This window comes from Luteolibacter rhizosphaerae (genome assembly GCF_025950095.1).
In the GTDB taxonomy this organism is placed as follows: Bacteria; Verrucomicrobiota; Verrucomicrobiia; order Verrucomicrobiales; family Akkermansiaceae; genus Haloferula; species Haloferula rhizosphaerae.
This window is the reverse complement of sequence record NZ_JAPDDR010000006.1, coordinates 196,455-214,467: the sequence shown is the minus strand read 5'-3', so window position 1 is coordinate 214,467 and position 18,013 is coordinate 196,455. Positions and strand designations below refer to the sequence as shown.

Annotated in this window: 12 protein-coding genes; 3 read left to right on the top strand and 9 right to left on the bottom strand. The window is 63.4% G+C overall.

Annotated elements, in window-relative coordinates:
- Window positions 1–8: 8 nt before the first annotated feature.
- From murD to OJ996_RS13060, 9 genes are all read right to left on the bottom strand, one after another.
- Window positions 9–1,310: a UDP-N-acetylmuramoyl-L-alanine--D-glutamate ligase gene (murD, locus tag OJ996_RS13100; protein ID WP_264514052.1), complete on the bottom strand. Its 1,302-nt coding sequence runs from the start codon at window positions 1,308–1,310 to the stop codon at window positions 9–11.
- Window positions 1,310–2,539, bottom strand: a complete 1,230-nt coding sequence (gene mraY, locus OJ996_RS13095) for a phospho-N-acetylmuramoyl-pentapeptide-transferase (protein WP_264514051.1) — start codon at window positions 2,537–2,539, stop codon at window positions 1,310–1,312. The genes murD and mraY overlap by 1 nt, the downstream gene beginning before the upstream one ends.
- A gap of 4 nt (window positions 2,540–2,543) precedes the next feature.
- On the bottom strand, window positions 2,544–3,911 hold the full coding sequence (locus tag OJ996_RS13090) for a UDP-N-acetylmuramoyl-tripeptide--D-alanyl-D-alanine ligase (RefSeq protein WP_264514050.1): 1,368 nt from the start codon (window positions 3,909–3,911) through the stop codon (window positions 2,544–2,546).
- A complete protein-coding gene (locus OJ996_RS13085) occupies window positions 3,908–5,404 on the bottom strand; it encodes a UDP-N-acetylmuramoyl-L-alanyl-D-glutamate--2,6-diaminopimelate ligase (RefSeq protein WP_264514049.1) in 1,497 nt (498 codons plus the stop codon). The genes OJ996_RS13090 and OJ996_RS13085 overlap by 4 nt, the downstream gene beginning before the upstream one ends.
- The gene (locus OJ996_RS13080; protein ID WP_264514048.1) at window positions 5,401–7,377 is read right to left on the bottom strand and encodes a peptidoglycan D,D-transpeptidase FtsI family protein; all 1,977 of its coding nucleotides are present in this window, start codon (window positions 7,375–7,377) and stop codon (window positions 5,401–5,403) included. Before OJ996_RS13080 ends, OJ996_RS13085 begins: the two co-directional genes overlap by 4 nt.
- A 2-nt stretch (window positions 7,378–7,379) precedes the next feature.
- Window positions 7,380–7,718, bottom strand: a complete 339-nt coding sequence (locus OJ996_RS13075; RefSeq protein WP_264514047.1) for a hypothetical protein — start codon at window positions 7,716–7,718, stop codon at window positions 7,380–7,382.
- A complete protein-coding gene (gene rsmH, locus OJ996_RS13070) occupies window positions 7,715–8,632 on the bottom strand; it encodes a 16S rRNA (cytosine(1402)-N(4))-methyltransferase RsmH (RefSeq protein ID WP_264514046.1) in 918 nt (305 codons plus the stop codon). The genes OJ996_RS13075 and rsmH overlap by 4 nt, the downstream gene beginning before the upstream one ends.
- A gap of 746 nt (window positions 8,633–9,378) precedes the next feature.
- A complete protein-coding gene (locus OJ996_RS13065; RefSeq protein ID WP_264514045.1) occupies window positions 9,379–9,825 on the bottom strand; it encodes an MraZ N-terminal domain-containing protein in 447 nt (148 codons plus the stop codon).
- 285 nt (window positions 9,826–10,110) lie between these two features.
- Window positions 10,111–10,911: a hypothetical protein gene (locus tag OJ996_RS13060; RefSeq protein ID WP_264514044.1), complete on the bottom strand. Its 801-nt coding sequence runs from the start codon at window positions 10,909–10,911 to the stop codon at window positions 10,111–10,113.
- Between the two features lie 53 nt (window positions 10,912–10,964).
- On the opposite strand from OJ996_RS13060, the gene OJ996_RS13055 reads away from it, so the two are divergent.
- The 3 genes from OJ996_RS13055 to OJ996_RS13045 all read left to right on the top strand — a co-directional run bounded on the left by OJ996_RS13055 (window position 10,965) and on the right by OJ996_RS13045 (window position 17,827).
- Window positions 10,965–11,261, top strand: a complete 297-nt coding sequence (locus tag OJ996_RS13055; RefSeq protein WP_264514043.1) for a hypothetical protein — start codon at window positions 10,965–10,967, stop codon at window positions 11,259–11,261.
- A 3-nt stretch (window positions 11,262–11,264) separates the two neighbouring features.
- The gene (locus OJ996_RS13050; protein WP_264514042.1) at window positions 11,265–12,374 is read left to right on the top strand and encodes a vitamin K epoxide reductase family protein; all 1,110 of its coding nucleotides are present in this window, start codon (window positions 11,265–11,267) and stop codon (window positions 12,372–12,374) included.
- A 284-nt stretch (window positions 12,375–12,658) separates the two neighbouring features.
- On the top strand, window positions 12,659–17,827 hold the full coding sequence (locus OJ996_RS13045) for a beta strand repeat-containing protein (protein WP_264514041.1): 5,169 nt from the start codon (window positions 12,659–12,661) through the stop codon (window positions 17,825–17,827).
- The last annotated feature ends 186 nt before the right edge of the window (window positions 17,828–18,013 follow it).

The window sequence follows — 18,013 nt, the reverse complement described above, 5'->3', positions numbered from 1 at the left end:
GGTGCGAATCAGCGAAGGTTGAGAACTAGTTCACGAAAGACATCTCCCCGTTGCTCATAGCCGGAGAATTGATCGAATGAGGAGGTACCCGGTGAAAGCAGGACGGTGCTACCCCGCGGAGCGAGCCGACGGGCGGCGGCCACCGCTTCCGCAAGAGTGACAGCACGCTCGACCGGCACCGCGGCGGAGAAGATCCCGGCCAGCGGCTCGCCGATCTGGCCGTAGGTCACCGCGGCCACCGCCTTCTTCTCCAGCAGCGGCACCACCGGTGCATAGTCCAGACCCTTCTCCTTGCCGCCCGCGATCAGGACCACAGGGCGGGTCTGCGAGCGCAGCGCGCTTTCCAGCGCATGCAGGTTGGTAGCCTTGGAATCGTTGAGATACTCCACCCCATCCAGCGTGCGCACCAGCTCGCAGCGGTGCAGTGGCGGAGCATAGCCGTTGAGCGCCTGGCGCGCCGCATCGAGCGAGATCCCGATGGCCTCGCAGGCGGCGATGGCCGCCATCGCGTTCTCCGCATTGTGCAGGCCCCGCATGCGCGTGGTCGATTCGAGATCGAAGACCGGCTCGCCCTTGCGGTAAAGCTGGCGGCCGTCGGAGAACCAATCTGCGGACGAATCCTCGGTCGAGAAGCTCACCCGCTTGGGCTTGATCGGCGGCAGTTTCTCACCTGTCCGCACCACCGCTGTCTCGGCTTCGCTCTGGTTCTCGAAAATCCGGAACTTCGCATCGAAGTAGGACTGCACCGTCGGGTAGCGGTCCATGTGATCGGGCGCGAAGTTCAGCCAGATCGAGACATCCGGGCGCAGCGTGCGGATCGTCTCGAGTTGGAAGGAGCTCAGCTCCAGCGCTACCGCCGTCGGCACCGGCTCGCGCAGCACCACCTCGCTAAAGGGCGTACCGTAGTTCCCGCAGGGCATCGAGTCGTAGCCGCCCGCCCGCAGGATGCGGTCGACCAGTTCCGTCGTCGTCGTCTTGCCGTTCGTACCGGTGATCCCGATGATACGACCCGTATAGTAGCGGGCCGCAAACTCGGTTTCCCCGATCACCTCGCTCGCCGATTCCGAATACGCCGCGACCAAGGGACCGAAAGTATCGATGCCCGGGCTCACCACCAGCAGATCGCAGGATGTCGCCCGGCCGGTTTCCTCCGTCGCATTCGGAGTCAGGCTCACGCCTTCCGGCATTCCATCAATCGACTTCGCATCGTGGACACGCACCTCCGCTCCCTCGCGCAGGGCCAGCGCCGCGGCAGCGCGACCGCTACGGCCGGCTCCGAGAATGACTACGGCTTTTCCTTTGAGGGACATCAGACGATCTTGAGAAGGGCCAGGCCGAAGAGGGCCAGCATGATGGACATGATCCAGAAGCGGATGATCACTTGGCTTTCGTGCCAGCCGCGCAGCTCGAAGTGATGGTGGATCGGCGCCATCGCGAAGATGCGCTTCTTCCGCAGCTTGAAGCTGCCCACCTGCAACATCACCGACATCGCCTCCATCACGAAGACACCGCCGATGATGACCAGCAGCAGTTCCTGCTTCACGCAGATCGCCGCCGTCCCCAGCGCGCCGCCGATGGCCAGCGAGCCGGTATCACCCATGAAGACTTTTGCCGGGTGGCAGTTGAACCACAGGAAGCCGAATCCCGCCCCGGCCAATGAGAGTAGCAGCACCGCGAGCTCACCCACATAGCGGTTGTAGGGGATCACCAGGTAATCGGTGGCCATGTAGAAATGGCCCGCCAGATAGGCCAGGATGCCGTAGGCCAGCGCCACCGTGATCGTGCAGCCCGTGGCCAGTCCATCCAGACCATCGGTCAGGTTCACCGCATTCGAGCACCCGATGATGACCGCGGCGAAGAAGGGGATGATCAGGATCCCCAGATCGATGATGCTGCTCTTGCCCCCCTCGGTCTTGTAGAGCGGGAAGCAGACCTCTCCGATCCCGAGGAAATCCTTGCCCAGGCTGAAGCCGGCCAGGTTCTTCTGGATTTCCTCCGGACTCGCGCCGAAGCCCGAGATCTCCTTCTTGAAATAGATGAAGCTCGCCGCAACCACCGCCACCACCAGCTGCCAGAAAAGCTTGGTCCGCGCGCTCACGCCGTCGGACTTCTTCTGCTTCACCTTCTTGTAGTCGTCGCAGAAGCCCAGCAAACCCAGCGCGGCCATCGTGCAGGAGCAGACGGCCACGAAGGGATTCAAGGGACGCGCACAGACGAAGACCGAGATCAGGACCGAACCGAGGATTAGCACGCCGCCCATCGTCGGCGTGCCCACCTTGCCGCCATGCAGTTCGGCCAGCTTGTGCACCTCGTCCGCCGTGCGGATCGGCTGGCCCACCTTCAGCGAGATCAGCCGGCGGATCACCCGCGGGCCCACGATGATGCTCAGCACGAAGGCCAGCAAGCAACCCAGCGCCGCACGGAAGGTGATGTAGCTGAGCAGGTTCAGGAAAGAGAAGGTATGAGCCCACTCTTGCACACCGGCCAGCTTCTCGGCCTCGAAGGCCGCTTTCCACCATTCGTAAATCGCGTACAGCATGAAATTAGTCTCGGGAAGGGAATGCCTGGTTCATCACGCGCTCGATGGCAGCACTCCGGCTCGCCTTGAAGAGAACGACATCACCCGGCTTGGCATGGCCGGCCAGCCAAGCAGCTGCCGCTTCACCATCGGCGAAGTGTTCGGCAGCACCCGCGCCTTCCGCGATGCCCTGCGAACCTTCACCCACCGTCACCACTTGCAGGCCTCGCTCGGCCGCCAGACGCCCCACCCGCAGATGGGCTTCCGGCGCATGCGGACCGAGCTCGCCCATCCGGCCGAGCACCGCGATGCGGCGGCCGCTTGCCTCGCTTAGAGGAGTCTCCGCCAGCGTGTCGATCGCCGCGGCCATGGACTCCGGGTTCGCATTGTAGGTGTCGTCGAAGATCGTGATCCCGCCCGAAACGAAGCGCCGCAGACGCCCGCTCGTCAGCACGGTGGAGGATAGCCCCGCGGCGATCTGCTCGCTGGACATGCCCAGGAACCAGCCCGCGCCCGCAGCCAGCAGGGCGTTCGTGATCATGTGCTTCCCGGTAACCGGCAGCTCCACCCGTGCCGGGGATTGGCCATCGATCACCAGCGTGAAGTGGCTGCGACCCTCGGCTTGGGAGACTTCTTCGGCACGGATCACACCGCGACCGTTCCCCACCGCGATCACCTTCGCCTTGGTACGACGCTTGAAGTAGTCGTGAAAATCACAGCCCGCGGGAATGAACAGCGCTCCATCCTCCGGCAGGGAGCGGGCCAGCGCCCCCTTCTCCTCCGCGATCGATTCGCGGCTTCCCATGTGTTCGATATGGGCGGTGCCGATGTTGGTGATGATCCCCAGCCTCGGCCGCGCGATCTCGCACAGCGGGGCGATCTCGCCCGGATGGTTCATGCCCATCTCGAAGACCGCCGCGGTATGCGTCGCCTCGAGCGAAAGCACGCTCAGAGGCACGCCGATGTGATTGTTCAGGTTGCCGCGGGTCGCACAGACCTCGAAGGCCTGTGCCAGCGCAGCGGCCGTGAAGTCCTTCGTGCTCGTCTTGCCATTGGAACCGGTGATCCCGATCACCGGGATCGCCAGTTGGCGGCGATACCAGGCTGCGAAGCGCTGTAGCGCCGCCAGGCTATCGCCCACGCGGACCACCGCGGCATTCGCGGGTGCTTCACCTTCCCAGCGCTCGACCACCACGATCGAAGCGCCGGCGGCGATTGCTTGCGCGGCGAAGTCGTTCGCATCGAAGCGTTCGCCACGCAGGGCGAAAAATACTGAGCCAGCCGGAATCGTGCGGGTGTCGGTCGAAACCGAATTCGCAAGCACGTCACCCCGTCCGGCGGCGAGCTCGCCTCCGGCATGTCGGGCTAGGGTGCTGGCGTCGATCGGGATCATCGCTTGCGGGGTTCTTCAGGACGTTCGGCAAGCGCGCGGCGCGCCTCGCGGCGGTCGTCGAAGTCGATCGTGCGGTCGGCGAATTGCTGGTAGGGCTCGTGACCCTTGCCCGCGATCAGGACGATGTCGCCCTTCCCCGCAGCGTGGATCGCGATGCGGATCGCCTCAGCGCGGTCCACCACCGAACGGTAGCGGGCGCTGCCCATCCCTGCCTCGATCTCCTTGAGGATCGCCTCGGGATCTTCGCTGCGCGGGTTGTCGGAAGTCAGGATGCAAGCATCGCTGTAGGTCGCGGCGGCGTGGCCCATCAGCGGGCGCTTGCCGCGGTCGCGGTCGCCACCGCAGCCGAAGACCGTGATCAGGCGGGAAGGATTCAATTCCTTCAGCGTGCGGCAGGCATTCTCCAGCGCGTCCGGGGTGTGGGCGTAGTCCACGAAGACGCTCACGCCATCGCGGGTCCCGCAGTGTTCCATCCGGCCCGGCACTTGCGGAGCCTCGGCCATCGCCGCCACCGCTTCGCGCAGCGGCACCTTCACCGCACTCGCCCCGGCCAATGCGGCCAGCGTGTTGTAAACGTTGAAGCGTCCGATCAACGGCGAGCGCACCAGATAGGATTTGCCCTTCGCCGTCAGTTCGAACTCCATCCCGCGGGCGCTCTGCTTGAAGTTGTTCGCGCGGAAGTCGCAGTGAACGTTGAAGCCGTAGCGGATCATCGGCAGCTTGTCGCCCAGCAGGGCCACCAGTTTCTCGCCGTAGCCGTCGTCCGTGTTGATCACCGCCACCGGCTTCTTGCCGAGCGGATCCGCGGCGAGCGATTCGAACCAGGAAAACTTCGTGGCCGCATAGGCATCCAGCGTGCCGTGGTAGTCCAGATGGTCCTGCGTGAGATTGCTGAAGATCGCGGCATCGAAGGCGATCCCGTGGACGCGCAGTTGATCGATGCCGTGCGAGGACACTTCCATGGCGGCACCGCGGCAACCGTGGTCCGCCATGCGGGCGAGGAAACCATTCAGCTCCACCGGGCCCGGCGTCGTGAAGTTCGCGGGCGTCGCTTCTTCACCGTCGTCCACCAGCACGGTGCCCAGCAGTCCGGCACGGTGCCAGCTGCGCTTCATCAGGTGATGGATCAGGAATGCGGTGGTGGTCTTGCCGTTGGTGCCGGTCACGCCGACCAGCTTGAGCTTCTTCGATGGCTCGCCGGCCACGGCCGCGGCGGCGACTGCCAGCGCGCGACGGGTATCGTTGACATGGACATACGCCACCTCCTCCGGATGCCCGGTCTCGGAAGCGGAATCGGCGACGATCGCCACCGCCCCGTTCTCCAAGGCTGTCGGGATGAACATGCGCCCGTCCCGGCTCTCGCCGCGCACGGCTACGAATACGGTCCCCGGTCCTACCAGGCGTGAGTCCGAGGTGACGGCGGAAACTTCGACGTCGAGATTGCCCGTGGCGAGCGGGCGGTCAAACAGGGCGATGAGGTCGCGTAGGATCACTGGTCTTTGGTTCCGGCAAGCTTGTCTTTTCCCTCACCCACCGGCTCGGTGGGCGTGAGGTTCATGTGCGCCGCCACACGGCGGCCGATATTGGCAAAAATCGGAGCGGCCACGAGACCGCCATAGGGGTTCCCCCCGGTGGTGAGCTTCGGATCATCGATCACCACCACGCACACGAAGGCAGGATCATTCGCGGGCATCATGCCAGCGAAGGAGGCCACGTAGTTGTGCATCTGGTATTTCCCGTCCTTGATCCGTCGCGCGGTGCCGGTCTTGCCGCACACCAGGTATCCTGGCACCCGGGCCAGCTTGGCGGTGCCGCCTTCGCCGGTCACTTTCTCCAGCGCCTTGCGCATCGCCTTCGCGGTTTCGGGACGCAGCACGGTTGCCGTGGTTTCCGGTTCGAACTTCTGCACCACGGTACCGTCGTTCGCAATGATCGAGCGGACGATCTGCGGCTTGCGCAGCTTGCCATCGCCCGCCACCACGCAGTAGGCGGATGCCACTTGCAGCGGCGTTACCGCCAGCGCATAGCCATAGGCGGCGCGGGAGAAGTCGGTCGGGTTGCCGGTATTCCGGATCACGCCGCGGCTCTCGCCGCTCAGCAGGATGCCGGTCTTCTTCCCGTATCCCCACTTGCCCATGTAGTCGTAGAAGCGGCCCATGCCGAGCTGCTGCGCCAGCTTGTAGGAGCCGATGTTGCTCGACTTCTGGAGGATGCCTTCGACCGTCAGATAGCCGTAAGGGTGGTCGCGGTCCTCCACCAGCACGGAGCCCTGCTTGTAGTAACCGTTGTGGCAGAAGATCGAAGTCTGCGGGGCCACCAGTTTTTCGTTCAGCGCCGCACCGGCAGCCACGATCTTGATGGTACTACCCGGCTCGTAGATCGCCTGCAGCGCGAAGTTCGAGCCCGCCACATCGAGGTTGTCGAGGCGGTTGAGATTGAAGTGGGGACGGCTCGCCATGCCGAGGATCTCGCCGGTGTCCGGGTCCATCACGATCGCGCAGCCGCGCTCGCTCTTGAACTGGGTCAAGCCCGCATCAAGCTCCTCCTCCACGATCGCCTGGATTCCCATGTCCAGCGTGAGCTGGATATTGAGCCCCGGACGCGGCGGCGTTACCGACTGGGATTCACCCGGGATCCGCATGCCGCTCGGATCGCGGCGCTCGATGCGCACGCCATCCCGCCCGGCCATGTATTCCTCCATGGACGATTCGATCCCGAATTTGCCGATCTGGCGGTACGAAGGCCGGCCCGTCGGGCCTTTCTCCTCCACCTCGCCGGTGTAACCCACGATGTGGGTCGCCATGTTCTCCGAAGTATACCAGCGGCGGTGCCCGTATCGCAGGAACACTCCTTCAAGCCAATGCTGGTCGATCGTCTCCTGGACCAACCGCGCCACGTCGTCCGGAAGATTCTTTGCAATGGCGAACTCGCCCTTGGTCTTCTTTCCGATACCCTCGATCAGCGCCTTGCGCAGATCCTCGCGACGCATCCCTAGCGGTCGCGCCAGCAGGCTTACGATTCGCGCCAGCGCTGCTTCCCGGATGGAATCCTTGATCGCTTGCGACTCTTCGTCATCGGCGGCAGCCAGGGTCCCGAGAATCTCGCTACGCTCGGCACTCACCCGTCGGCGGCGTTTCTCGCCATCCAGTTGGTCCCAGCCCGGCAGCTGGCTCACCCGCTCGAACGCAATCACGGTGGCCATCTCCTTGGGGCCGGTGAGATGCATGATGTCCGCATACACCGAGCCCACCGGCATGCTCTTCGCCAGCACCTCCTCGTTGCGGTCCACGATCTTCCCCCGCAAGCCGGGCAGCACCTCGGCCTGGTCGAATGGATTGCTCTTTCCGACCACCTGTTTGCGATCCCAGACCTGGATCTGGAACAGCCGCACCGAAAGCAAACTGAGCCCGGCCACAATGACCGAGCACAGCGCGAGGCAGCGGGATTGGAAAGCGCGTGTCTTCATGCCTAATCGCGGATCGCCGCGACCTCTTGTTCGCTCGCGGCTTTTTCAACCACTTCGATGTCGGAAGGCGTGGCATCCACCAAAGCGGAGCCGGAGAATTTCAGCCGCTCCCGCATCTCGTAGCGGTCCAGCAGCTTGTCCATCCGCACGTCCACCATGCGGATCTTCACCTGGGTTTGCTCCATCCGTTTCTCGGCCTCGTCGATCAGGCGCACCGTGCGCACCTGCTTGTTCTTGTAGACCGCGTGGAGAATGCCGCCGCCCACCATCACCAGTGCGGCGAGGAAGAGCGTGATGAAAACGGAGATGTGGGTCTTCGGTTCGGAGCGGAGTCGGTTCATCGGGGTGAGGAGCTGGGATCCAGAAGCTCGGCGACCCGCAGTTTGGCACTGCGGGCCCGGGTGTTGATTCGGAGTTCTTTCTCGCCGGCGGCGATGGCTTTTCTAACAGGCAGCCGGAAGCACCAGTCGGGATTCGGCCGCGGTTCCGGCCAGTCGGGCCGGTCGATGAAGGGCTTCGCGCGGTGCTGCATGAACTGCTTCACCATGCGGTCCTCCAGGCTATGGAAAGTGATGACCAGAAGCCGGCCGCCCGGCTTCAGGAGATGGATCGAATTCTCAAGCGCACGCTGCAGTGAACCGAGCTCGTCGTTCACCACCATGCGGATTGCTTGGAAGGTTTTGGTAGCAGGGTGGATCCGGCCGTGGCGCCCGATTTCCTTCTCGATGCACTCGGCCAGGTCCGTGGTGGTTTCGAAGTTGCGGTTGGCGCGGCGCTTCACGATCGCGGCGGCGATCCGGCGCGCCTGGGGTTCTTCGCCCAGCTCGCGGAAGATCTTCACCAGCTCCGCTTCCGCCCAAGTGTTCACCACGTGTGCGGCATCGAAGGGACAGGAAGGCCCCATCCTCATGTCCAGCGGTCCGGCGCCGCGGAACGAGAAACCCCGTTCCGCGGCGTCGAGTTGCCGGGAGGATACCCCGAGGTCCAAAAGCAGGCCATTGGCTCTGCTATCCCCCCGGACCTCGGGGATGTCCCGGAGATCTGCGAAGTTGCCCTGCCAGGTGCGGAAACGATCGCCATACTTCGCCAGCCGCTTGCTCGCGAAGGCCAGCGCCTCCGGATCGCGGTCGACGCCGAGCACCTGAGCGCCAGCCTTCAGGAAGGCCTCGCTATGCCCGCCGCCGCCGAGCGTGCCGTCGATGATGTGCATCCCCTCCCCGGCCTGCATCCACTCGTTCACTTCCTCGGGAAGCACGGAGAGATGGTAGGCGGAGGGTTCCGCCGCTTCGTTCTGGTCTTGGAAATCTACCAACGGCCGCCGCTCCGCCAACCAGCCAAGGAACGCGGAACGGACAGCCGTTTGGGAAATGGACGAAAAGGCGCGCTGTCCCGAGTACGCCGGTTCGTCCGCATGGAAAGTGTCGGGGGTTCGCGCAGACAACCAGCCAGAAGCTGCGCGAACCGCCGAGTTGAAAAGCGAAAGGGGTACTGTCCCGAGAAACCCCTTCCGCCCAGCCAGGAAAGTCTCCGGCCGCCGCTCCGCCAACCAGCCATGGAATGCGGAACGGACAGCCGTATGGAAGTGGACGGAAGAGCGCGCTGTCCCGAGTGCGCTGGTCCGTCCGCATGGAAATTGTTGCTGAAAGTCACCGGCGACCCGCGCGGACAACCAGCCAGAAGCCGCGCGGATCACCGGTTCAAGAAGCGAAAAGGGTCCTGTCCCGAGAAACCCTTTCCGCCCAGCCAGGAAAGTCTCCGGCCGCCGCCCTGCCAACCAGCCATGGAATGCAGGTCGGACGGCCGTATGGATAGGAACGAAGAGGCGCGCTGTCCCGAGTGCGCCGGTCCGTCCCGATGGGAAAATGAAGCCCAACCCCGGCACCCGGCTGCATCCCGCGATGGGTGTCGCGGGCCCGCCTTGTGCGGATGCCGGGGTTGGATGGGCGAACAGCATGTTGTCGCTTTGTCTTTGGGGTGGGTGAAAGTCGTGGGGAAACTGTCTTAGAGGACTCCGAGGTCGCCGTCGTCCATACCGAGCTCGATGTCCGTGATCCGGTCGAAGGTCTCCTGCGTGCAAAGCATGTAGAAGGGGCCGCGGCCGGCGAGGATCACCGGACCGTCCGCCTTCAGCCCGATCTTCTCGCTCCAGTCCTTCGGGACGGTGAGTTTGCCTTGGCTGCTGACGGTGGCCTTCTTCGACATCATCCGCAGATGACCGACGATCTGTTGCTTCTTGGCAGGGGTCAGATCGCTCTTCTCCACCGCCTCGAACTTCTTATCGAACTCCACTTCGCTGAAGACCTTGATCACCGGCAGCTCGTGTTCTTTCGAGAGCTGCAAGCGGATCGCCGTCTCCTCCGTCTCCGGGCGCCAATCGACTGGGATGGAAACCCGGAACTTGGGGTCCATCTTGTAGTCGAAGTGACTCTCGTGGAGGGCGGAGGACATTCAGGAAGCGAAAGTGTCGCTGAAGTGCCGCCAACTACACCAAAGTACACTCTGACCGTCAATTTAAAATCCAACAGCTCCGAATAAAATTTTAAAGTGCTTATTTTCAAAGATTTGGGCCATTTTAAAACGCACTTCAAAACACCCATTGCGGCGAAATTCTCAAAATTCCGACCACGAAGGTAGCCGAAATGCCCCTTGAAAATCAAGCAAAAGGGACCCGCCACGCAAAAAGTGGGTACGTGGTGTACTGGGAGCCAGCTTTGTGTGCTCCGGTGTACTGAGCTACTTCAACTGCACGCTCAGCCGCCCCTTCCCCTCCGGATCCTTCGCCGGATCATGCCTCCACCCCAGGGTAAAACCCTCGTATAAAGCACCCTCACCACGGTTCCAAAACTCGAATACCCCGCTCGTACCCGCCACCAGTTCGATCTTGTGACCCCCATATCCCGCCATTTCCACCCGCGCCTCCACGATCCCCGTCCCGTTCGTCTCCTTGCCTTCCGCATCCAGCGGCGTGTTCACATCCAGCTTCAGCTTCTTGCCATCCGCCCGCACCAGATCGATCCGATCCTTCTTGCTCTTCTCCAACCGCTTCTTCTCGTCCCGGTCGTACTGATAAACATTCGGAACTTGGGCCCGGATCACGAACCGCGGATTTTTCAGCGATCCCTTCTCCAAAAGCCGTCCCCCCGCCGCGATCTTCCCCCCGTCGATCTCGATATTCACCTCGAAGGTCGCTCCACCGGAACTCGTGCCGCGGTAGGTCACCTTCTTCGGATTCTCCGCCGCGGGCGTCACCGCCTCCCAGCCGGTCTCCGGAACAAACTTCCCCACCACCTTGCCATCGGGCAGCACCTCCTCAATCAGCGGCACCAGCTTGATCGAATAGCGGTCGTTGATGAAATCCCCGCCCTTCTTCGAAGGAGTGATCAGCGCCTCGCCGCCCCTCTTGACCACGAAGCGGAAGTCCCGGGTATCCAGACCGACATACTGCCCCAGATACGGCTTCGCGGTCAGTTGCGGTAGCTCTCCGGCCGAGAGGGACGAGGCGGTGAGAAGAAAAAGGAAGGTCCGGGCTTTCATGACAGGCTTGAAAAAAGGGGTTAAAGAGGCGATTTGCGAGGCGTTTCATTCCCATGGAAGCTGAAAATCTTGCCAAATCCGCCACCGAAGACAGCAACCCGCCTGCCGGGTTGCCGGAAGAATTGAGAGTCCTCTGGCTCGCACGGGCTGGCCGTTGGGATCAGGCGCACGATGCCTGCCAAGATCTCCCGGATCCCGCCGGAGCTTGGATCCACGCTTGGCTGCATCGCGAGGAAGGTGACCTCGGCAATGCCGCTTACTGGTATGCCCGCGCCCGCAAACCGGTGCCTCCGAAGGGACTTTCGCTGGCCGACGAGTGGATGGAGATCGCCAAGGCTCTTGCCCGATAGCCCATGATCCTGCTGCGGTTGCTCTTCTTGGCCGGGATCGCGCTGAGCGCCTGGCTCCTGACGCAAAAGGTCACGGGTGAGATCAGCTACCTCGCAGGCTGTGGTGCCGGATCCGCTTGTGCAAACGTTCTCGGCTCGAAGTGGTCGCAGTGGTTTCTGATCCCGGTCAGCGCCCTCTCTCTGCTACTCTACGCTGCCCTCCTTTTCTTCACCTTCAAGCCATCGAGAAGCGCGCTTCTGGGTTTGGGAACTGCTCTAGCAGCAGCCGCGCTCTGGTTCGGCATCGTGCAGGCGTTCATCCTACGCAGCTTCTGTCCTTGGTGCCTGTCGGCCCATGCGATCGGGCTCGGGTGTGCTCTTCTGATTTTCCGACTTCACCGCCGTGAGATTTCAGCAGGTCCGCTTGTAGCTGGCATCCTGGGCACCGTTATCCTTGCGGCAGGACAGGTGTTGGGACCTGCACCCAAAACCCATCAGGAATCCCAAGCCATCGTCGAATCTTCGGGGCCGGTTCATTCCCGGGGAGGAGGTCGCAAGGAAACCTTTTTGGGGAACAAGGAGTACAACGTTACGGGGCTGCCGCATGTGGGAAATCCCAACTCGCGGCGGGTGGTGGTGGATTACTTCGATTACACCTGCGATGCGTGCAGGAATCTCCATGTGTATCTAAACGAGTTCATGGTGAAGCATCCGGGGGAGCTGTGCGTGGTGGTGCTGCCCTGCCCGCTGGAGCGCCATTGCAATCCGGCCCTGCCGGAGAATGTCAGCGACCATCCGCGTGCCTGCGAGCTGGCGAGGCTGGCATTGGCGTGCTGGAGGGTGGCTCCGGAGAAGTTTTCCGCGGTGCATCAGTTGCTCTTCGAGAGACCGGCGATCGATCGGGGGGCGATCGAGAAGCTAGTGGGAACGCCATTGAAAGAGGATGCCTGGATCGACGAGATCCTAGCGGCAAACGTGGAAGATTACCGCAAGATCTGCGCGGCGAACCGGCATCTGGAAGCACCGCACGTATTGCCGAAGCTCTTGGTAAGAGGAACGAAGATGATGCACGGCAGCACGGGCAGCCGCGAGCAGTTCTTCCGCGCCTTGGAGCAGGAGTTCATGCTGAAGTGAGGCGGCTTGTTTCGACATTTTCGCCCCCCTACCCGTCCCGGTAGGCGGTTTTCGCCACTCCATGCAGATCAAGGGCGAACGACGACGACCAAGTAGCGCGAGCAAGACAGCCTCGTCTCCGAAGATCATTTATTGTCGCTATATTTCATTTTTCTTGCGGTATTTTGAGATCTAAGGGCCAATGTTAGCGCCTTAAACCTCCCGTTCCGGCGTTCCCAAGACGCCCGCGGACCCTCCCCGTAAACCCGATTCCGGAGGGTTGTGGTTTAAAACCCGAAAAACCCATGAAACCCAATTATCGGAACCGCTTTCTGGCGGCGCTGCATCGAACCTCCGTGTCGTCGAGCCTTGCGGCCGGCTTCATGAGCATCACGGTCCTTCCCTCCCAATCCGCCACCCTGACCTGGGACATTTCTCCGGGCGCGGTGGGCGTCGGCAACGGCAGCATCACGGGGGGCACGGGAACCTGGGACACGACTCCTTCGCTCGGTAACTGGACCGCCGACGGCGGCGCCAACAACGTGGCGTGGGTAAACAACGCCACGCCGGACGGAGCCATCTTCGGAGGAACCGGTGGCACGGTTACCCAGGCCGGGGTGTCGGTGAACAACATCACCTTCAACAGCACCGGCTACACCGTGACGGGAGGCACGCTGTCGATGGCAGGCACCGGTCCCAAGATCACCACCAATTCCGACGCCACGGTGTCCTCCGTACTCGCGGGAAGCACCGGCCTAACAAAGGACGGCAGCGGCGTTCTGAGCATTCCGACGAAGGCGACCTACACCGGCAGCACGATCGTGAACGCGGGCGTGCTGAATCTTTCCGGCGGGGGTGGGGCCAGCGGCACGATCCGCGAAACGGCGACGGTGAACAACGGTGCGATCCTGCGGATCAGCACCGGCGATGCCACGGGCTACGGCACCGCCACGGATCGCCTGGCCACTATCAATATCAACCAAGGGAGCACGCTCAACATCAACACCACCGCCAACCAGACCTTGGGCAATGCGGTGGTGAACCTGAGCGGCGGCGCAATCACCGGTGTGAGCGGGAGCAACCTGGACTTCTTCCAAACCACTTCCGGGCTCAACTCGCTGGCTTCACCGGTGACTTCCACCTCCAGCGGCACGCGTCTTTCGATCCGCCAGGCGGCAGGTCTCACGATCAACACGGCGGTCGGCAGCACGCCCTCGGGAATCGATCTGGACGTCAACTCCGTGATCGCAAGCAACGGCAGCTTCACCACCGCGCCGCTGGTGAAGGCCGGCAACGGGACGCTGCGCTTGAATGCAGCCAACACCCATACCGGCCCGACCAACATCAACGCCGGCACACTGATCCTGGGAGCAGCGGGCACGGCCGCGACTTCCGACTTCACGGTCAACAACGCCGGTTCGGTCCTGCGCCTCAACACCACGGGCAAGACTTTGAAATCGCTGACCCTGAACACGGGCAGCATCCTGGAAGCGGCGGCTAACAAGACGGCGACCACCACGATCACCAACGCGCTGACCAGCGCCGGAAGCGTGACGATCAAGCCGCTCTTCACCGACGTGCCCGGGACCGGCGAGGTCTACAACTTCGCCACCGCGACCACGGCGGCAAGCGGTGCGACCTACACCGTCAACACCACCGGCTTCGGCTCCACCCGCGTGAGTGCCACGGCGGCGATGAGCGGGAACATCCTGCAGCTCACGGTGGGCACGGGTGCCGCAAACCTGATCTGGAACAACGCCGCAGCCAGCGGTTTGTGGAACCTGAACGCTGCTGCCAACTTCAACAACGGCGGCAGCGCGGATGTCTTCAAGAGCTACGACGGCGTCACCTTCGACGGCACGGCACCCGGCACGGTTTCGCTGGTCGGCGCGCTGGCACCGGGCTTGGTCACCGTCAATAGCAACGCGGGAAGCGACTACACCTTCTCCGGCACCGGTTCGCTGGTGAGCGGTGCGCTGGTGAAGTCCGGAACCTCCACGCTAACGGTGGCCACCTCCAACAGCCACGGAGGAACGACGGTGAACGGCGGGGTGCTGAATGCGACCGCAGCGAACGCCACCGGCAACGGCGTAACAACCGTGGCGGGAGGCACCCTGAATGCCAATGCCGCGGAATCCGCCGCGGGCGGTGCGCTGACCTTGGCGGGCGGCACGCTTAACATCGGCCACGCCACGGCCTTGGGATCGGCACCGCTGACCTTCAACAGCGGTAGCTTCGATAACACCAGCGGTGCGGCGATCAGCCTCGGCAACCCGCAAACCTGGAACGGCAGCTTCGCCTTCGCAGGCACCCAAAACCTGACCACCACGAACGGGGTCACGATGACGGGTAACTCTCAGGTGGGGGTGAATGCCAACACCTGGACTTCGAACGGAATCATCGGCGGAGCCTTCAACCTCACCAAGAGCGGTGCAGGCACCCTGCAGCTGAATGCGGCGAACAGCTACAGCGGCACCACCATCGTCAACGGCGGACGCTTGTGGATCTCCAACACCCTGCGCAACAGCTCCGCGCTGACGGTCAACACCGGGGCCACGCTGGAACTGGGCGCCACGAACATCTTCGTGGGCGGTCACGGCAACGCCCTGCCGAACGCGAAGGTGATCACGGCCAACGGCGGAACGCTGCTGATGAATAACCTTACCGACTTCCGTTTCGGCAACGTAACGCTGACGAACGGTGCCACTTGGACCTCGAACCGCGCGCTGGCGAACTACGACGCCCTGCTCGCGAACACCGATACCGGAGCGGCCACCGTCACCGTGGGCGGAACGGGTGCATCGACGATGAACGGAAGCGGCGGCATCCACCTGCAAGGAGTCCAGAACTTCGCGGTGGCGGACACGACCAGCAACGCCGACACCGACCTGAACGTCAGCATGATCCTCGCCGGCCCCGGAACCACGGGCGGTGCGGACGGCGGCGTGAACAAGACCGGCGCGGGAACGATGGCGCTCAACGGCATCAATACCTATGTGGGTGCCACCACCGTGAACGGCGGCACGCTGCGGATCGGAGCGACCGGCTCCGCCACGCTGTCGGACTTCACGGTCAACGCTTCCACGCTGCAGATCGATCAAACCGAGAAGACCCTCAAGTCGCTGACGGTGACCGGCGGTTCCACGCTGACCTTCGCCGCGCGCAAGCAGGAGTCCACGCGGGTGACGAACGCACTGACCACGTCCGGCGCGATCACGCTGAAGCCGCTTTTCACCGATTCCCCGGTGACCGGAGATGTCTATGACCTGATCGCCGCGAACTCCTTCACCGACGGGGCGACCTACACGGTGGACATGAGCTCGCGTGGAGCCACCCGTGTGACTGCAACGGCGGCGGCGGATCTGGGCCAGTACCTGACGCTGACGATCGGCACGGGTGCGGCGGATCTCGTGTGGACGAACGCGGCGGCAAACGGGCTGTGGAACCACAACACGAGCGTGAACTTCGACAACGAAGGGACGCCGGATGTCTTCAAGACCTATGACGCGGTGACCTTCGGCAACACTGCGGCGGGCACAGTAAACCTGGTGGGCACGCTCTATCCGGGAACGGTGACGGTGGATAGTTCCGCCGGCAGCAACTACACCTTCTCCGGCAGCGGTTCGCTGGGCGGGGGCACGCTGGTGAAGGCGGGCGATTCGACCCTGACGCTCAACACGGTGAACTCGCACGGGGCAACCGCCCTGAACGCGGGCACCCTGAGCGTGGCCAATGCCGGGGCGATGGGGAGCGGGACGCTCACGATCACCGGTGGCATCTTCCAAAATGGCACCGGAGCCGCGCTGGCGCTGACGAACCCGCAGGCGTGGGACGGCATCGTGACCTACACGGGTCCGGCGCTGAGCTTCAGCGGCGCGGTGAGCATCGCGAACACCACCGAAGTGAACGTGGGTCCGAACGACCTCACGATCGGCGGGCCGGTGAGCGCGGCGAACGGCGCGGGCTTCGTGAAGAAAGGCAGCGGCACGATGACGCTGACGGGAGCCACGGCAGGCAACATCACCGGCGGCATGCAGGTGGACCAAGGCACGCTGCTGGTAAACGCCGGAACCGGAGCCACGACCGCGACGGTGGGCACCGCAGGCAGCCCGGCAACCATGATCCTGGACGGCAACCAAGTGGTGAACCGGCTGGGCAACCTGGCGACGGTGCTGGTGGGATCCAACGGCACGGTGACGGTCAATGGCGTAAACACGCTGCCCAATCATGCCAACTCCGTGAGCTTCACGGTGGAAGCGGGTGGTCTGCTCAACTTCACCAGCGGTGAAAGCGCGGCGACCGGTGTGGGTGTGGGAAGCCACCACCACATGGGCAATTTGAACCTGAACGGCGGCACGATGTCCCTGCCCTACTCCGGAGCGGGCGGTTCGTATAACAACGAGAGCGTGCAACTGAACGGCAATGTGACCGTGGGCGGCACGGTGCCCTCGACGATCGCCTTCGGGGCCGGTGCCACCGCCGCCACCAGCGGTGTGGCGCTGAGCGGCGGGCTGGCCACGCACACCTTCACGGTGGCAGACGTGACCGGAACCGCGGCGGCCGACCTGACGGTGAGCGCCGAGCTGGAAGACTCCGACACGGCCGGTGGTTCACTAATCAAGGACGGTCCGGGCACACTGGCCTTCACGGGCGGCTTCGCCCATAGCTACACGGGCAGCACGACGGTCACCGCAGGCACCCTGCTGGCCGACGGCTCGGTGGCCGGACCGCTGACCGTGGATGCCGGTGGAACCCTCGCGCCAGGACCAAGTACGGCCACCTTCGGGGCCGGGCCGACGACGATCAATGGCACCTATGCCTGCGAGGTAAGCGGCTCCAACAGCGACAAGCTGGCGGTGAACGGCGACCTGAACGTGAGCGCCGGAACCCTGGCGATCTCCGGAACGCTGACGCAGCCAGTGTATGTGATCGCGAGCTACACGGGGGCGACGCCCGCACCCTTCGCCAGCGTCACCGGGCTGCCTTCCGGGTATGCGCTGAACTACGCCTATAACAACGGCACGACGAGCACGAACGTGGCGATCGTCTCGAGCACGGGCACGCCCTACGGCAACTGGGAGACGGCGAACGGTATTTCGGGAGCCGGAGCGGAGGCTGACTCCGATGGCGACGGCATCCCGAACGGGATCGAGTTCGTGATCGGCGGCGATCCTTCCGGGCCGAACTCCAACTCGAACGCGCTGCTGCCGACGATCACGACGGACGCGACCTACCTGAACTTCTCCTTCCGCCGGACGGACGAGTCGCTGGGATCGAACCCGACAGTGCAATATGGCAACGACCTGACGGGCTGGACGAACGCGGTGAACGGTCAGCCGGGAGCAAACCCGGTGGTCATCACCGTGACGAACGACCAGCACGGAGCCGGAATCGACGGGGTAGTGGTGAGAATCCCGCGGGCTCTGGCGCTGCCGGAGACGAGCTTCTTCGCCCGTCTGAAGGTGACCCCCTGAGAAGCAACCAAATGATCCAAGCCGCCCGGGGAAACCCGGGTGGCTTTTTCGTTTACGGGCATCGAAGGAGACGAAAAATGACCACTACTTTAGAAAAAGAGATCAATCCATCATACAAGACCACGGCGCAATTCCTCTGTATTCAGTATTTACACGGTTAATTGACCGTATATCGCCGTCACCCAA